We start from the raw sequence: 18,701 nt of genomic DNA on the forward strand, positions 1-18,701 counted from the left end.
AGGTTTTATGGAAATAGGTGAATTTTTATTAAACCTTGAAAAAATGAACTTTTCGTTATCGGTAGATAATGAGAAGCTTAATTTAAATGCGAATAAGAACAAGGTTACCCCGGAACAGATAAACGCTGTAAAGAACAACAGCGAGATCATTAACTTTATCAAAACTCATAAAGATGAATTAATCAGGTACATTTCTAATCTTCCTAAGCTATCAGCAGGTAACCAAAAAAATGTAGTGTCTATTTACAGGTTAAGCGGTCTGCAGGAAGGTATGCTGTTTCATAGCCTGTACAATGAGCAGTTTGGCAGCTACATTGAGCAGTTTACGTGCGATATTATCGATGCCGATCTTGACGTGCTAAAAGCCGCCTGGGCCGAAGTTATTGCAAGGCATACCATTTTGCGTACGGGCTTTTATTATGAGTCGTTCAGCATTCCTGTTCAATGTATTTATCGGGATGTAACTCTTCCTATAGCAGAGTTTGATTACAGTGAGCTCGATGTTGCATCACAAACTACAGCGTTTGATGAGTTTTTAATTACCGATCGTGAACGGGGCTTTGATTTTGATAAGTCGCCTTTAATGCGCATTTCTTTATTTAGGTTAAATGATAGCCGTTACCGGATGTTATGGAGTTTTCATCATATCCTGTTTGATGGCTGGTCGTTACCAGTATTAATGAGCGAGTTTTTAGAAGCCTATGAGCTTTTGTTAAGAGGACAAGCTCTTGCCCAAACACCAGAAGACAAGTATGAAGATTTTATCCGTTTCCTGGAGCGAAGGGATAAATGGGCAGAGGAAAGTTATTGGAGAAATTATCTGCAGGGTGTAAGCGAAGGAACTTCTTTGCCTTTTGTTAAAAAAACAAACACTGCACTTTTAAAAGCCAAATTTCTTTCGGTTAGCAAAGTATTTGATAAAGATAGCTCGGCGCTGATCAATGCTTTTGTAAAGAAACACCGTATCACTTTAAACACCCTTATGCAAGGTGTATGGGCATTGCTGTTGAACAGGTACACTGGTAATCAGAATGTATTGTTTGGTACAGTAGTTTCCGGCCGACCAGATGAATTGACAGATGTAGAACAGCGTGTGGGTTTATTTATCAATACCATACCGTTTAAGGCTACTTTTGATAACCAGGAAATAATTAACTGGTTGCAGGGTTTGCAGTCCGATCAGGCTGCTTCAAGAAATTATCAGCATGCTACACTTCAAAATATCAAAGCGTGGACTGGTGTAAAAACCGATCTGTTTGACAGCATCCTGGTTTTTGAAAACTATCCCGTAAACAAAGCTATAAACGCCAAACAGTGGTCGTTAAAAGTTGAGAATGTCAATACTTACGAACAAACTAACTACCCTTTAACTATTTTAATTGCCGATGCCGATGGTTTGAACTTTACTTTTAACTATAATTCAGATCTTTTAGAAACAAGCTATGTACAGTCTATCGTTGATCAGTTTACTTACGTGATAGCGCAGGTTACTGAAGGGGCTGTAAAAACACTAAACGAAATTTCAATACTTACTCCTGCTGAAGCATCGATTTTGGCAGGTTTTAATAATACAGCCGCATCGTATCCGGCAGATAAAAACCTGGTAAGCCTTTTTGAAGAGCAGGTGAAAAAAACACCTGAAGCCATCGCTGTAAAGTTTGAAAGCGATGCACTTACTTATCAGAAATTAAACGAACGGGCTAATCAGTTAGCCCGTTATCTTCAGTTGCAGGGAGTTACTAAAGAAACCCTTGTACCCATTTGTCTGGAGCGAAGTTTCGAAATGCTGATAGGCATAATTGGCATATTGAAAGCCGGCGGTGCTTATATCCCGGTTGACCCCGAATATCCGGTTGATAGGATAGCTTATATGCTTAATGACAGTGCGGCTAAAATTGTGTTAAGCAGCGGAGCCGGAACTTCAAAGCTTCAGGCCGGTACATTGCAGATAATTGAGATGGAGAAGGATTGGGAACAGATTTCGAAACAGGATAATAGCAACCTTGATACGATAATAACTGCAGATCAACTGGCTTACGTAATTTATACTTCCGGATCAACAGGCAAACCTAAAGGGGCCATGAACGAGCATGGCGGGGTAGTGAACAGGTTAGCCTGGACACAAAGTTATTTCGGATTAATCGCTGCCGACACCGTTCTCCAAAAAAACACATTCAGCTTTGACGTGTCTGTATGGGAACTTTTATGGCCTGTACTAACCGGCGCTAAACTCGTTTTTGCCAAACCCGGCGCGCAAGGTGATAGCCTTTATCTGAAATCGGTAATAGAACGTCAAAACGTTACACTCCTTCATTTTGTGCCATCAATGTTGAGCGTGTTTTTGCTCGATATTGAAAAAGGGGATTGTCCTGGGCTTAAGCATGTATTATGCAGTGGCGAAGCCTTGACAACAGCGCAGGTTAAACTGTTTAGGAGCAAATTACCGCATGTTGCTTTACATAATTTATACGGCCCAACCGAGGCCGCTATTGACGTTACTTATTGGAGCGATTTAGAGAAAGATCCGAATATTGAGATTGTACCTATAGGTGCGCCAGTATCAAACACGCAGATCTATATCAGGAACAACGAGGGCGAGTTAAGTCCAATAGGCGTACCGGGCGAGATCTGCATAGGCGGCGTACAGGTAGCAAGGGGCTATCTGTACCAGCCGGAACTGACAAAGGAAAAGTTCATAGCAGATCCGTACAGCGAGGATAAAAACGCCAGGCTATACAGAACCGGCGACCAGGGTAGATGGCTACCTGATGGCAACATCGAATACCTGGGCAGGATAGATGACCAGGTAAAGATCAGAGGCTATAGGATCGAATTAGGCGAGATTGAGCAAGTACTGCTTCAAAACGAAAACATAAGGCAGGCAGTAGTGCTGGCCAGAGCGGATAAACAGGGCACGAAAAGATTGACCGCCTACGTGGTAATGGAAGAAGCCAGCTACGACAAACAAGAGCTGCAAAATTACCTTGGCGAAAGGTTACCTGAATACATGGTACCAAGGCTATGGGTAAGACTGGACAGTTTGCCATTAACACCAAACGGTAAAACCGATAAACGGGCATTGCCAGAAGCGGAAGCGAGCCAGGAAGCAAGTTACATCGCACCGGAAACGACTATAGAAAAGCAACTGACAAAAATCTGGGCAGAGCTGCTGGGCGTAGCAAAAATAGGGACAAAAGATAACTTTTTTGAGCTGGGCGGCCATTCGCTGTTAGCTATGCGGGTGATCTCGCAAGTAAGAAGAGAACTGAACAAAGAGCTAAAGATCCGTGATCTGTTTGTGTCCCCGACTATCGCGGATTTGGCGAAACAACTGGAAATTGAAAATACCACAACAGAAGGAACGATACAAAAGGCAGAGCCAAGACCGGAATACATCCCGCTGTCCTACAGCCAGGAAAGGCTATGGTTTATAGACAGGCTGGAAGGTAGCATACAATATCATATCCCTGCCGTATTGAAATTAACCGGCGAAGTAAATGTCAAGGCTTTAGAAAACGCGCTGAAAGCAGTGGTAGAACGCCATGAAGTATTGCGTACCGTGATCAGGGACCATAAGGGGCAAGGTTACCAATATATCAAAGAAAACAACTGGGCATTAAAGCAAAGCGGGATAAACGAAAACAAAGCAGAACTCAAAGCATATATCAGCCAGGAAGTAAACAGGCCGTTTGACCTGTCACAGGATGATATGCTGAGGACGGAGCTGATCGCAACAGCAAAAGACGAATACATCTTGCTGTTGGTACTGCACCATATTGCGGCCGATGGCTGGTCGATGCCGGTATTGGTAAGGGAGTTCAGCAAGCTTTATAGCAGCTACAACAAAAACGAGCCAATACAATTAAAAGCACCGGAGATCCAATATGCGGACTATGCGATCTGGCAAAGGGAATATCTGAATGCCGAAAAACTGCAAAGCAAACTGAGCTATTGGGAAGAAAAGTTAGCAGGCACAGCTACACTGGAGTTGCCTACAGATCATATGCGCCCTGCAGTACAAAGTAGCAGGGGATCGGTATACGAGTTTACGATAGCTAAAGAACAGGCAGAGCAACTAAAACAGTTGAGCCTTGAACAAGGTGCTACGCTGTACATGATGCTGCTGGCTATATTTAAAGTGTTGCTGTATCGTTATAGCGCTCAGGAAGATATTTGCGTTGGTACCCCGGTAGCCAACCGTGACAGGGAGGAAACAGCAGAACTGATCGGCTTTTTTGTGAACACGCTGGCACTGAGAACAACGCTAAACGGTGAAGAAACATTTGCAGAATTTTTAAGCAACGTAAAACAAACCACACTGGAAGCATACGGCCACCAGGAAGTCCCATTTGAAAAAGTAGTAGAAGCGGTAGTAAAAGAAAGGGATCTGAGCCGTAGCCCATTGTTCCAGGTAATGTTTGTGCTGCAGAATACAGGCGTTATCCCAACATTGGAATTAGGCGATATTAAAATCACCGGCGAAAGAGCAGGTGACTATTCCAGCAAATACGACCTGAGTTATAACGCTGAGGAAACTGAAGACGGCATCCGGATTGTAGCGGAATACAATACCGATCTTTATGAGGCAGAGACTATTGAGAGGATGGCAGGTCACTATGTTCAACTGATCAAAGCGGTAATTGAAACACCTGAAAATCAGCTTAATAAGTTACAGCTGTTAAGCAAAGCGGAAGAAGAACAACTACAAAAGTTCAACGAAACAGCAGCGGCATATCCTAAAGAAGAAAATATTGTTAGCCTTTTTGAAAAACAGGTACAAATCGATCCAGCTGCGACAGCACTGGTATTTGAAGGAGAAACTGTAAGCTATCAGGAACTAAATGAAAGATCAAACCGGATAGCGAACTACCTGATCAAACAAGGGATAAAAACAGAAAGTCTTGTAGCGATTTGTATAGAGCGTAGCATCAATATGATGGCGGGTATATTAGGTATCCTGAAAGCAGGAGCAGCTTATGTACCGGTTGATATAGATTACCCAAAAGAACGGATTAGCTATATTCTGGAAGATACCCAAGCAGCTATAATACTAAGCAGCAGCACAGGCAAAGCAAATCTAAATGGTATAAATGCCCGGATCATCGAGCTTGACAGTAACGAAGAAATAAAAGCCCAAAGCGGCGAAAACATAAATACAGCTATTGAGCCAAGTCAACTGGCGTATGTAATGTATACCTCAGGTTCAACAGGCAAACCTAAAGGGGTAATGGTGGAGCACCAAAACATCATCAATTATTGTAACGGGTTTGTGAACTATTTCGAGATCACTAAAGAAGATAAAGTGCTTCAGCAATCATCGGTATCGTTTGATACCATGTGTGAGGAAATTTATCCTGCGCTGATAACAGGTGCCAAAGTAGTGATTGTAAAAGAAGGCGGTAAAGATGTAGATAGTATCAAATACCTGCTAAAAACAGAAGAGATAACAATCCTGAGCGCTACGCCAACGGTAATAGCTTACCTGAACAAAGAAGCGGCAAATAATAAAATTGATATTCAAAGCCTGCGCTATATCATCAGCGGGGGAGAACTGCTGCAGCCAGGTTTTGTAGATCACCTGTATCCAAAAGTACAGGTAGTAAACAGCTACGGCCCAACCGAGGGAACGGTGTGTGCCAGTTATTACACGATAAATGATGTCGATAAAGCAGCGTTGATCGGTTCACCTGTATCGAATACACAAATCTACATTAGAAATAATAAGGGCGAGCAAAGCCCGGTAGGTGTACCGGGCGAGATCTGTATAGGCGGTGTACAGGTAGCAAGAGGTTATCTGAACCAGCCGGAACTAACGAAAGAAAAGTTCATAGCAGATCCATACAGCGAGGATGAAAACGCCAGGCTATACAGAACCGGCGACCAGGGCAGATGGCTAACAGACGGGAACATTGAATACTTAGGCCGGATAGACGACCAGGTAAAGATTCGTGGATATAGGATTGAGCTTGGTGAGATAGAGCAGGTATTGCTACAGAACGAGAACGTAAGGCAGGCAGTAGTGCTGGCTAAAGCGGATAAGCAAGGCACCAAAAGGCTTACAGCCTATGTGGTAATGGACGAAACCGCCTACGATAAACAGGATCTACAGAATTACCTTGGCGAAAGGTTACCGGAATACATGGTGCCAAGGCTATGGGTAAGACTGGACAGCCTGCCGCTAACATCCAACGGCAAAACCGATAAACGCGCGTTACCTGAAGCGGAAACAAACCAGGAAGAAAGCTATACCGCGCCTGAAACAACTCCTGAGAAACAATTAGCAAAAATCTGGGAGGAACTGCTTGGCGTAGAAAAGATAGGGACAAAGGATAATTTCTTTGAGTTGGGCGGGCATTCGCTGCTGGCTATGCGGGTGATCTCGCAGGTAAGAAGGGAACNCTGGCTATGCGGGTGATCTCGCAGGTAAGAAGGGAACTGAACAAGGAGTTAAAGATCCGTGACCTGTTTGTTTACCCGACCATTGCGGATTTGGCAAAGCAACTGGAAGAGGAAAATACGACAACAGAAGGAACTATACAGAAAGCAGAACCAAGACCGGAATATATCCCGCTGTCATACAGCCAGGAAAGGTTGTGGTTTATAGACAGGTTGGAAGGCAGTGTACAATACCATATTCCCGGTGTTTTAAAATTAGAGGGTGTTCTTGATGCCGATTCTTTAGAACAGGCAATAAGGGAAGTTGTGAACCGGCATGAGGTATTACGTACGGTGATCACGGAACATGACGGTCATGGGTTTCAGTTTGTAAAACCTGCTGGTCAATGGAAATTATTTCAAACTTCATCTGAAAATGATGCGACATTAAATTCGCATATCAATACATTTATAGAAAAGCCATTTGATCTGTCGGAAGATGATATGCTTCGTGCGGAACTGATCAGCATTGACAACAATTCGCACGTATTGGTAATGGTCATCCATCATATCGCGTCAGATGCGTGGTCATTACCAATAATAGTTGATGAAATAGCTGCTTTATATAGCGCCTATAGCAGCGGTAGCCAATTACATTTGCTGGAACCTACATTGCAGTTTGCCGACTATGCCTTATGGTTACGCGATAATTTGCATGAGGATAAATTAGAAGAGAAACTTCACTACTGGAAATTGAAACTTCAGGATGTAGTACCCCTGCAATTACCGGCTGATCATGTACGCCCGGCAAACAGCAATAGCAAGGGAGCAACTCTGACGTTTGATATCGGCAAAAAGTTAAGCGATAGCTTACAAGTGTTTAGCCAGGAACATGGAGCTACGCTTTACATGACATTGTTATCTGCTTTTAATGTGTTGATGTACCGTTATAGTGGGCAGGATGATATTTGTGTAGGCACGTCAATCGCCGGCAGGCCTAATCCTGAGCTGGAACGCCTGATTGGCTTTTTTGTCAATACCCTTGCATTACGCAATCAGGTAAACAGCGATGAGCCCTTTACGAAGTTATTGGCGCAGGTAAAGCAAACTACACTGGAAGCTTATGAGCACCAGGAGGTACCCTTTGAAAAAGTAGTTGAAGCTGTTGTAAAAGAAAGAACAGCCGGCGTTAGTCCGCTATTTCAGGTGATGCTGGTATTGGGTAATACGCCAACGGTACCCGAATTAAAACTAAGCGGCCTCGAGCTTTCAGGTTTTGATTATGAGCAATCTGCTGTAAAGTTCGACCTTACATTTTTTGTAAGCGAAACTCCTGATGGGTTACAATGTGCCGTACAATACCGGACCGATATTTTTAGCTCGGTGCGGATTGAAACCATGGTTCAGCACTTCTGTGCCTTACTGGCTTCGGCAGTAGCCGAACCCGAAATGCCGGTAGGTAAACTGGAAATGCTTGATCTATCGCAAAAAGAAAATCTACTAACGCTGGGTAAGAGTGTTTGCTTATATCCAACGGATAAAACTATTGCTGATATCTTCGACAACATAGTTTCAAAATCTCCAACTGCAAACGCGATTACCTATGAAGGTCAGTCGATTAGCTTTGATGAATTAAATAAACGTTCAAACCGGTTAGCGCATCATTTGCAGCGTTATGGTGTTGGAGCTGATACATTAGTACCACTTTATATCGAGCGCGGTATCTCAATGATTATCGGTATCATGGGCATCCTGAAAACAGGCGCTGCTTATGTACCTATTGATACGGACTATCCGCTTGAAAGGGTTAACTATATCCTGGAAGATACGAATGCAAAAATCGCTGTAAGCACTCCTAAATTTGCTGATAGTCTGGCAGATATTTCAGAATGGTTGAAAGTTGTTGAACTTGATGAGCAAAACTGGGAGCTGGCTGCTGAGCCCGAAACCGATGTGATAAGGGCCATCTCACCGGATAATCTTGCCTATGTGATTTATACATCAGGTTCAACGGGCAAACCTAAAGGGGTACAAATTACCCAGCGAAACATTGTCGATTATGTTTATGGTCTGGATGACCGTATCGGTATCAGCGCCTGCAAAACATTCGGTTTAATGTCTACCATTGCAACCGATTTGGGTAATACCGTTTTATTTAGCTCATTATTGTTTGGTGGTACACTGCATGTTTTCTCCAAAGAAACATTGAGTCATATTGAAGCACTGCATACTTATTTTGAAGATCACCGGATAGATTGTATCAAGATAGTGCCATCGCATTGGAAAGCATTATCGGCAGATGAGCCGTTAGTGCCTGCCCGCATACTTGTTTTTGGCGGAGAATCATTATCAACTGAGATCGTTTCCAAGATCAGACAGTATAGCGATTGTCGCATCATTAATCATTACGGTCCAACGGAAACTACTGTTGGTAAATTATTATATGAGGTAAATGACGCAAACCATACTATTATTCCAATCGGCCGCCCGTTTGCAAACACGCAAGCATATGTATTAAATAAAGATCTGCAATTGTGTCCAATAGGTGTTCCCGGTCAACTATTTATAGGGGGAACAGGATTGGCAAAAGGTTATCAGGGGCAAACAGCGTTGACGGCAGAAAAATTTATAGCTGACCCGTATAGCAATGATGGCGCCCTGATATATCAAACGGGGGATGCCGTACAATATAATGCCGAAGGAAATATCGAATACCTTGGCCGTGTAGACGATCAGGTAAAGATAAGAGGCTACCGTGTTGAGCCCGGCGAAATTAGCCGGATCCTGGAACAAAGCCGATTGGTAAGCCAGGCGGTAGTATTGGCCCGTCGTGATAAACAAGGAAATAACCAACTGGTAGGCTACGTGGTTGCTTCCGGCGAATTTGACAGGGCAACGATCATAGCGGGGTTAAAAGAGCAGCTGCCTGAATATATGATCCCTGCTTACCTGGTTGAACTTAAAGAAATTCCGTTAACAGCGGGAGGTAAAATAAACCGTAAGTTATTACCCGATCCGGAAGTTGAAGTATCCGCGGAGCATGATAATAAGCCAAGCACCGAAACAGAGATCAAATTGGCCGCTATCTGGCAGGAGATACTTGAGATAGATTCGATAGGTGTTCATGACGATTTCTTTGAGCTTGGCGGCCACTCCTTGCTGGCTGTACGCTTGATTTCGGCGGTGCGCAAAGCATTTATGGTCGAATTGCCGATAAGTGATGTGTTTGATTATCCTACTGTAAGCAAGTTAAGCACCCGTTTAAGCGTTGGTAAGGTTGATGAAAATGTTACAACTATAGGTGTACAACAACGTCCGGAGCATATTCCGCTATCATTCAGTCAGGAGCGTATGTGGTTTATTGACAGGTTGGAAGGCTCCGTTCAATATCATCTTCCGGCTGTATTACGTTTAACCGGCAAATTAAACATACCGGCCTTAACGAGCGCGTTCCAGCATATAGTTGGTCGTCATGAAGTTTTGCGTACTGTAATAAGGGAGCATGAAGGTCGTGGTTATCAATATATAAAACCCGCGGGCGGCTGGCTGTTAGAGCAAAGCTCCCTGGAAGAAATTGAAACGGAGAGCATTAATTTACAAGATTATGTTCAGCGCCAAATAAACAGACCGTTTAATTTATCACAGGATAATATGTTGCGTGGCGAGCTGATTCAGACGGATTCGGAATCTTATATTTTGCTGCTTACCATGCACCACATAGCTTCTGATGGCTGGTCAACCTCAATTCTTGTACGAGAATTGGGTGTTTTATACAAAGCATTTGCATCAGGAACTGAGCTTGAAACTTCGGAGCTACCTGCCTTGCCGATACAATACGCAGATTATGCGATCTGGCAACGGAATCACCTTCAAAGCGACTTGCTGGAACAAAAGCTCAGTTACTGGAAAGATAAACTGGAAGGAATATCTGCCATTCAATTACCTACAGATTACCGCAGGCCTTTGATCAGAAGTAATCAGGGTTTAACCGAGGCTGTATTAATAGATAAAGCATTGGTTGATGGCTTAAATGCCCTAAGTCGTAAACAGGGAACAACGCTGTATATGACATTGCTTTCGGCATTCGTAGTGCTACTTTATCGTTACAGCGGGCAGGAGGATATAAGTGTAGGTACGCCGGTATCCGGTCGCAGTCACCAGGAGATTGAAGGTTTAATAGGCTTCTTTATCAATACCCTGGTTTTACGAAATAATGTACAGGCAGGCGAGGCCTTTATCAAACTACTTGAGCAGGTAAAGCACACAACGCTTGAGGCTTATAACCACCAGGAAGTGCCGTTTGAAAAAGTGGTTGAAGCCGTTGTGAAGGAAAGGGATATGAGCCACAGCCCGCTGTTTCAGGTAATGTTCACACTTCAGAACACGCCCGAGATTCCGGAGTTAACACTGGCCGACGTAACCTTAAGCGCCGAAACAGCCGAGGATACCACCTCTAAATTCGACATCAGCTTAAACCTGGTTGAGACCGCCGATGGTCTTGTTGGTGGATTGACTTATAACACCGACTTGTTTAAAGCCGAAACTATGGAGCGCATGATTGGTCATTTTACCGCCATCCTGCAATCCGTAGTTAAAAGTCCTGCCGAAATTATCGGACGGATCAACATGCTGAGTTCGAACGAAGAACAACAACAGTTAAAGAACTTTAACGCCACGGATGCCGATTATCCTACAGATAAAAGCGTTCTGGATATTTTTGAGCAACAGGTTGCTCAAACTCCAGACGCGGTGGCGGTAACGTTTGAAGATGAAACCGTAACATATCAGCAGCTGAGCGATAAAGCAAACAGTCTTGCCAAATACTTGCAAGTTCATGGAGTTAAAACCGAAACCATAGTGCCAGTTTGTATCGAGCGTGGTATTGAAATGATAATTGGCATATTGGGTGTTATGAAAGCCGGGGGGGTATACGTACCTTTTGATCCGGAATACCCGCATGACCGTATCGATTACATGCTGAAAGATACAGACGCTAACTTGGTAGTGAGCAGTAGCAGTAGCAGTAATAAATTTGCTAAGGCCAATATTCAGGTAGTTGAATTGGATAAGCATTGGGGAGAGATTGAGAAGTATGATTCAGCTAAACTAAACTCATCAGTTGCGGCAGGTCAACTCGCCTATATCATTTATACATCGGGTTCAACCGGCAGGCCCAAAGGGGTAATGGTGGAGCACCGTAGCGTCGTAAACCTTGTATTCGCTTACAAACGTGATTTGAACCTGCAGCGTGGAACCCGCTTCCTTCAGTTTGCTTCTTTCGGTTTCGATGCCTCGTGTGTTGAAATATTCAGTACGCTTTTAACAGGTGGTTGTTTGATCATGTGTACTAAAGAATCGCTTTTATCTGCGGATGGATTTGAACAGCTTTTAACCAAACAGCAGATTGAGATAGCGATACTGCCGCCGGCATTTCAGCCATTTATTGAAAATATACCGGATTCGCTTAAAATCATTCTTTCTGCCGGCGAGGCGTTAAATGAAGCGGCGAGTAAGCACATACAGGCGCAGGGAGTAACGTTGGTTAACGGTTATGGGCCGACCGAAAGTACAGTGTGCGCTACACAAACACATCGCCCTATAAGGCCCGACGGAATTATAACCATTGGAAAACCTATAGATAATGTACAGGTCTATATTCTGAACAAGGAAAATCAGTTAAGCCCGGTAGGGGTAACCGGCGAGATCTGCATTGGCGGTATCCAGGTGGCGAGAGGATATTTGAACCAGCCTGAATTAACAAACGAGAAATTCATAAGAGATCCATTTGCTGAAACCCAAGGCGCACGCCTGTATCGTACCGGCGATTTGGGACGCTGGCTGCCTGACGGCGATATTGAATACCTTGGCAGGATGGATGATCAGGTTAAGATCCGTGGCTTCCGTATAGAGCTTGGCGAGATCGAAAATGTATTGCTTCAAAGCGGACTGGTTTCACAAGCTATCGTATTATCAAAACCAGATATAGATGGTGTAAATAGACTGATTGCTTATGTTACATCAGATACCGGGTATGATAAACCTGCCCTGATAGCGTACCTGAGTGCTCATTTACCCGAGTACATGGTGCCCAAATTATGGGTATTGCTTGATAAACTGCCCGTAACAACTCATGGCAAGGTAGATAAACGTGCCCTGCCTGATGTTGATATGGCCGAACAGTTAAACTATAACTATGTAGCGCCGCGTAATAAAACAGAAGAAGGACTGGCAGCAATATGGCAGCGCCTTTTGGGCATCGATAAGATCAGTATCCATGATAACTTCTTTGAGTTGGGCGGCCATTCCATATTGGCTATGCGGTTGATAGCCGCGGTTAAAAAGGAATTGAGCATCAACATTACCATCAGGGATCTGTTTATTAACCCAACAATTGCCAAGCTTTACCGTAGGTCGCAAAATCAAAATATTGATCTTACGCAATCGCTTATTCCAATAAAAACAACGGGTAATAAAACACCGCTTTATATAGTTTGCGGCGCCGGCGGTACGGCGTTCAAGTTTAAGGATTTTGTAAATCTGCTTGATCCGGAGCAGCCTGTTTATGGTCTGCAACAGCCTTTACACATCAGTAATCCTGCAGATTTTCCGGATACTATAGAGGGGATTGCGGAGAGATACGTAACAGAAATGCTATTAGATAACCCTTATGGCCCTTACGCATTGGCCGGTCATTGCCTTGGCGGCATGATAGCCGTTGAAATGGCCAGTCAGCTTCAAGCCATGGGTAAAAAGATCTCCATGCTTGCCATGTTTGACGCGGATGCGAAACCATTGACAGAAGCCGTAACCGAACAGGCTAATAACAATTTACCATCGTTGGTTAAACGATCGGTTTCAGTAATATCTACCAAAGTTAAGTTTGAGCTGTTTTTGTTGATGAAGCACCCTAAACAGGCTATTATGTACAAGGCCAGGAAAATAGGGCCGCTGTTTAGTAATACCGAATCAAAACTGGCGAATGTTGATCAGGATATTTTTGACAGGATTACGCTGCAAATAAAAACCGCTGCCGATAATTACCAGATAAAGCCTTACAACGGTGAGATAATTTTGTTTAACGCGACACAGCAGTATTACTTTATTGATAAGGTTAACAAGATCATTTACAAGGAGCTGGAAGTTAATTTTGAAAGTAAAAACGCCTGGAAAGATTATGCTCAATCTGTTAAAATACATGAAGTTAAAGGAGAGCATTCAACCATTTTTGATGAGTTGAACGCAAGGGAGTTTTCTGAAATATTACAACACTATTTAGGTTAATAGATCGCAAAAAGAATGGGATTAACAATTAAGGATAGATTGGTTGCATATCGCAATCTTCCAAAGTTTTTTAGCCTGGTTTGGAAAGTTAGTCCACGGCTAACTTTATGTAATATCGTTATCAGGATTTTGCAGGCAATTATTCCGCTTGGTTTGCTTAGCGTTGGCAAGTACATTATTGATGAGGCCATCGCCATTACGCATAACAGGGGCCAGTCATATGACTATCTCTGGAAATTAATCGCCATCGAGTTTATCCTGATCCTGGTATTAATTATACTTGGTAAAGTCACCTCGCTTACTGACGAACTTTTAGGCGAGCGCCTTACAAACGATACCACCAACATGATCATGGAGCATGCTGCTAAGCTGGACCTGGTGCAGTTTGAAAACTCGCAGTTTTATGATAAGCTGGAAAGGGCAAGGCAACAAACTACAGGCCGTGCTATTTTGCTGACGCACGTATTTAGCCAGGTTCAGGATATGATCACCATTACCTCATATGTAGTGGTATTGGTAGCCTTTAATCCATGGATAATCGTAATCCTTTTATCGGTTACTTTACCATCATTATTGGGCGAGTTTTATTTCAACAATAAAAACTACAGCTTAATACGCAGTCAAACGCAGGCCAGGCGCGAACTTGATTATTTAAGCCTGGTGGCCAGCAGCGATGTGGCAGCCAAAGAGGTGAGATTATTTGATCTCTCGGGCTTTTTTATCAACCGATTCAAAAAAATCTCCCACAACCTTTATGATGCCAAGCGGAAATTTGGCGTAAAACGACTTGTCATAAGTTCTTTGATCAGCATTCCGGGAGTGGTGGGGTTTTATCTTGTATTCTTTTTTATTGTGCAAAGGGTGCTGCAAGGCAGTTTAACAATAGGAGGGTTAACCCTTTTATTAGGCACGATAAGGCAATTGGGTGGTTTAGTACAAAACAGCGCCAAACGGTTCAACGCGGTAGCTCAGGGGGCAATTTACTTGACGGATTTCTTTGATTTCTTCAGGATCACGCCCACTATCACAATCCCCAATAGTCCACGGCCATTTCCTGATCCTATTGTGTCAGGTTTCACCTTTGAAAATGTTGGGTTTAAATATACCAACTCCGATAAATGGGCCAACAGGCATCTGAATTTTACGCTTCGCCCCGGCGAGAAGCTAGCATTAGTGGGGGAGAATGGAGCAGGTAAAACAACCCTGGTGAAGTTGCTGGTACGTTTATATGATCCTACAGAGGGACGCATAACACTTGATGGTTATGATTTAAAAGAATATAACATCGAGGATATCAGGAGACAGATGGGCATCATCTTCCAGGATTTTATCAAATACCAAATGCCTGCATCGGTAAATATAGCTGTGGGGGATATAGCAGAGATTGATCAGGAAGACCTTATTATTAGCGCTGCAAAGCAAAGCCTGGCACACCCGATAGTAGACAGGTTGCCAAAAAAATATCAGCAAATGCTAGGGACTCATTTTGAAACCGGCGTTGAGCTGTCAGGCGGGGAATGGCAGAAAGTAGCGCTTGCCAGGGCTTATATGCGTAATGCACAGATCGTGATCCTGGATGAGCCAACGGCCGCCTTGGATGCGCGTTCGGAGTACGAAGTATTTAAACGTTTTTCGGATATCACCGAAAAGAAAACCGCGGTGCTTATCTCTCACCGTTTTTCAACAGTACGCATGGCCGATAGGATCATCGTACTGGATAAAGGGGAGATTCTGGAAATAGGAAGCCATGAAGAACTTTTACAAAAAGGCGACCGCTATGCCGAGTTATTTGAGCTACAGGCAGCCGGCTACAAATAAAAAATTGCCAAAACCTTACACCGATAAAGACATTTACCTATATAAATAACATAACACTCGTAAGATGGAATTGACCTCATCAACCTTAATTACCGCATTAATTTTAACTAAAAACGAAGAACCTAATCTCAAGCGGGTTCTTGACAGGTTAACCTGGCTTCAACGGGTTGTTATTCTGGATAGTTTTAGTACTGATGCTACATTGGACATTGCTAATTCCTATCCCAACGTTGAAGTTTTTCAACGCAAATTTGATACACATGGCAACCAGTGGAATTACGGGCTTTCATTACTTAAAAGCAAATGGGCGTTAACACTTGATGCCGATTACGTACTTACACCGGAGTTTATACAGGAAACCCAAAACATTATCGCCAATCCGCAAAATGAAGCTTATGAAACCTCATTCAGGTTTTTAGTTTTCGGAAAAAAGCTTTCCGGTGATAATACGACCCCACGCCCGGTTTTGTTTGACATTAATAAATGTATCTATTACGATGACGGACATACCCAACGTTTAAAAATTAACGGCTCTATAGGTAAGTACAAATCATTTATTTTGCACGACGACAGAAAATCGCTGTCGCGCTGGTTAAGTAATCAGGACGGCTATGCTATTAAAGAAAGTAAAAAACTGGTTAATGAACCGACATCAGGAATGCCGTTAAGTGGCAGGATCCGTAAAACAAAGGTATTAGCCCCGTTTTTAGTTTTCTTTCATTGCCTGTTTGTTAAAAGGCTGATCTTTAACGGTTGGGCAGGCTGGCACTATACGCTTCAGCGAACTATGGTTGAGATATTGCTTGCTATCCGATTGATTGAAGATGAAAAGCTTGCCGAAAAGCCCGAGCCCGTGCCAACTTTGAGTATCGTTCAGAATGATTTAAAATCTGATTTGGCTAAATAAACTACAATGAGTGCATATTTGCGCTTTCTATATAATACTACCTTATGAAGATACTGCACATTATACCTGCTTATAAACCGGCTTACGGATACGGAGGGCCAACAGAATCTGTGTCGCGTTTGTGCGAAGGGTTAGCGGCTAACGGGCATGATGTTGATGTTTATACCACCACTGCCAATGGCAAAACAGAACTGGATGTAACGCCCGGTGCCGTGACAAATGTAGAGGGGGTTAACGTAACTTACTTTAAACGCATTACCGGCGATCATACGCATGTAAGCCCTACCTTATGGCGCATGCTTTTCAAAACGGCTAATCATTATGATGTGATCCATATCCACTCCTGGTGGAGTATTTTAAGTGTGGTAGCTGCACGGATTGCCTTATTCAGTAAAACCAAAGTGATCCTTGCGCCCCGCGGTATGTTGAGTGAGTACGTATTTGAAACCGGAAACAGTGGTTATAAAAAATTGATCCATAAGTTTGGCGGGCGCAAAATTTTGAAGAAATGCGTATTACACGCTACCGCTCAGTCCGAATATCTTGAATGCCGGAAATTGATCCCCGGTTGGGAAGGTTTTGTTTTGCCCAATATTTTATCGTTACCAGATATTGAGATAAATGAAACAAACAACGAGCGATTCACGGTTATTTTTATGTCGCGCATTCACCATAAAAAAGGACTTGAAAAATTGTTTGCAGCCATAAGTCAACTTTCGTTTGACCTGAAGCTTGTTATTGCAGGCGATGGCGATGAAGCCTACGTGCAGCAATTAAAAGAACTTGCTGATGAGCTGAAGATAGCCTCAAAAATTGAATGGTTAGGCTGGGTAAACAGGCAGGAGAAATTTGAACGCCTCAACCAGTCGGACTTGTTTATTCTGACATCCTTAAATGAAAACTTCGCTAATGTGGTAGTGGAGTCCTTACACATGGGTACTGCCGTTTTGATCTCTGAAAATGTAGGTCTTTCTGATTTTGTTAGTGAGAACAACCTCGGTTGGATTTGCACATTAGATACCGACAGCATTATAGAAAAACTAAGCGAAGCATACCTTGGGAAGCAAAAATTAGATTATATCCGCAAACATGGCCACGAAATTATCAGGACAACATTTCACGAGCAGGTATTGATTGCGAAGTACTACGAAGAGTATTTAAAATAGCCCTCTTTTCTTTCAACTATTTACCATTCAGGTAAACATCACCATATTTCTTTTTGGTGAGCATATATTCTTGTATCTATTAAAAACTAAAAATCAAATTGAAAATTATGAAACCAACCTTACTCATTCTGGCGGCAGGTATGGCCAGCCGTTACGGCAGCATGAAACAAATTGACGGTTTTGGCCCTAACGGCGAAACCATTATTGATTATTCTATTTACGACGCCATTAAAGCAGGCTTTGGAAAAGTATGCTTCATTATCCGCGAAGAATTTGCCGATAATTTTAAAGCCATATTTGAACCTAAGTTACAGGGGCTTATTGAAACCGAATATGTTTTTCAAAGCTATGACCTAACGCCATTCGGTATCGATAAAGCCATTGAGCGCGCAAAGCCATGGGGTACTGCTCATGCTGTTTTAGCAGCACGGGACGCGGTAAAAGAACCATTTTGCGTAATTAACGCCGATGACTATTACGGCTATGATGCTTTTGAAAAAATGGTTGAGTTTTTAACTACTGAGGTTGCAGAAGATCAATATTCATTGATCGGATACCAGATCAACAATACCCTCTCTGAAAATGGTTCGGTATCTCGCGGGGTATGTAAGGTAGATGAAAACGGCAACATGGTACAGATAAATGAGCGTGCCGAAGTTTATTTTAAAGAGGATGGTGGCATAGCCTACAAAGATGAAATCGGTGAACACGATTTACCGGCTGATACCCGTGTATCAATGAATTTCTGGGGTTTTACACCGGCTGTGTTTGAGCAAAGCAAGCCAATGTTTACCAGGTTTGTGCAGGCCAATGAGGATAAGCCCAAAGCTGAGTTTTATATTCCGCTGGTTGCTGATGAGTTGATTAAAACAGGAGCTGCAAGCTTTAAAGTTATCCCAACTAAATCAAAATGGTTTGGTGTTACTTATGTAAATGATAAGGACATAGTTAAGGAGAGCATTTCAAAGCTTGTAGAAAACGGAACCTATCCGTTGAACCTCTGGAATGATGTTTTAGTAAAGTAATCTAACTTAAAAACACATAAATAGTAAAATATGAAGATAGCAGTAATTGGTACTGGCTATGTTGGTTTGGTAACGGGAACCTGTTTGGCCGAAACAGGAAACGAAGTAACCTGTGTAGATATAGTAGAA

Annotated in this window: 7 protein-coding genes; all 7 read left to right on the forward strand. The window is 42.9% G+C overall.

Annotation, left to right across the window (positions count from 1 at the left end; genetic code table 11):
- Positions 1–43: 43 nt before the first annotated feature.
- Positions 44–6,415: a non-ribosomal peptide synthetase gene (locus DUL71_RS07310; protein WP_161964390.1), complete on the forward strand. Its 6,372-nt coding sequence runs from the start codon at positions 44–46 to the stop codon at positions 6,413–6,415.
- Positions 6,406–13,656, forward strand: a complete 7,251-nt coding sequence (locus DUL71_RS07315) for a non-ribosomal peptide synthetase (RefSeq protein ID WP_114937405.1) — start codon at positions 6,406–6,408, stop codon at positions 13,654–13,656. Before DUL71_RS07310 ends, DUL71_RS07315 begins: the two co-directional genes overlap by 10 nt.
- 15 nt (positions 13,657–13,671) lie before the next feature.
- Positions 13,672–15,474, forward strand: a complete 1,803-nt coding sequence (locus tag DUL71_RS07320; protein WP_114937406.1) for an ABC transporter ATP-binding protein — start codon at positions 13,672–13,674, stop codon at positions 15,472–15,474.
- A 64-nt stretch (positions 15,475–15,538) separates the two neighbouring features.
- On the forward strand, positions 15,539–16,381 hold the full coding sequence (locus DUL71_RS07325; RefSeq protein ID WP_114937407.1) for a glycosyltransferase family 2 protein: 843 nt from the start codon (positions 15,539–15,541) through the stop codon (positions 16,379–16,381).
- A gap of 44 nt (positions 16,382–16,425) precedes the next feature.
- Entirely contained in the window at positions 16,426–17,547 is a 1,122-nt protein-coding gene (locus DUL71_RS07330) for an XrtY-associated glycosyltransferase XYAG1 (protein ID WP_114937408.1), read from the forward strand.
- A 107-nt stretch (positions 17,548–17,654) separates the two neighbouring features.
- The gene (locus DUL71_RS07335) at positions 17,655–18,572 is read left to right on the forward strand and encodes a nucleotidyltransferase family protein (RefSeq protein ID WP_208645486.1); all 918 of its coding nucleotides are present in this window, start codon (positions 17,655–17,657) and stop codon (positions 18,570–18,572) included.
- Between the two features lie 30 nt (positions 18,573–18,602).
- Positions 18,603–18,701, forward strand: a 99-nt coding sequence (locus DUL71_RS07340) for an NAD-binding protein (RefSeq protein WP_154402340.1), incomplete at its 3' end; no start/stop codon positions are given.

It is taken from the genome of Mucilaginibacter endophyticus, assembly GCF_003351025.1.
Taxonomy (GTDB): Bacteria; Bacteroidota; Bacteroidia; order Sphingobacteriales; family Sphingobacteriaceae; genus Mucilaginibacter; species Mucilaginibacter endophyticus.

What these genes read in the sequence shown, in the direction of transcription:
- DUL71_RS07315 (WP_114937405.1), top strand. Translation starts at nt 6,406, where the DNA reads ATGCGGGTGATCTCGCAGGTAAGAAGGGAACTGAACAAGGAGTTAAAG.
- DUL71_RS07320 (WP_114937406.1), top strand. Translation starts at nt 13,672, where the DNA reads ATGGGATTAACAATTAAGGATAGATTGGTTGCATATCGCAATCTTCCA.
- DUL71_RS07325 (WP_114937407.1), top strand. Translation starts at nt 15,539, where the DNA reads ATGGAATTGACCTCATCAACCTTAATTACCGCATTAATTTTAACTAAA.
- DUL71_RS07330 (WP_114937408.1), top strand. Translation starts at nt 16,426, where the DNA reads ATGAAGATACTGCACATTATACCTGCTTATAAACCGGCTTACGGATAC.
- DUL71_RS07335 (WP_208645486.1), top strand. Translation starts at nt 17,655, where the DNA reads ATGAAACCAACCTTACTCATTCTGGCGGCAGGTATGGCCAGCCGTTAC.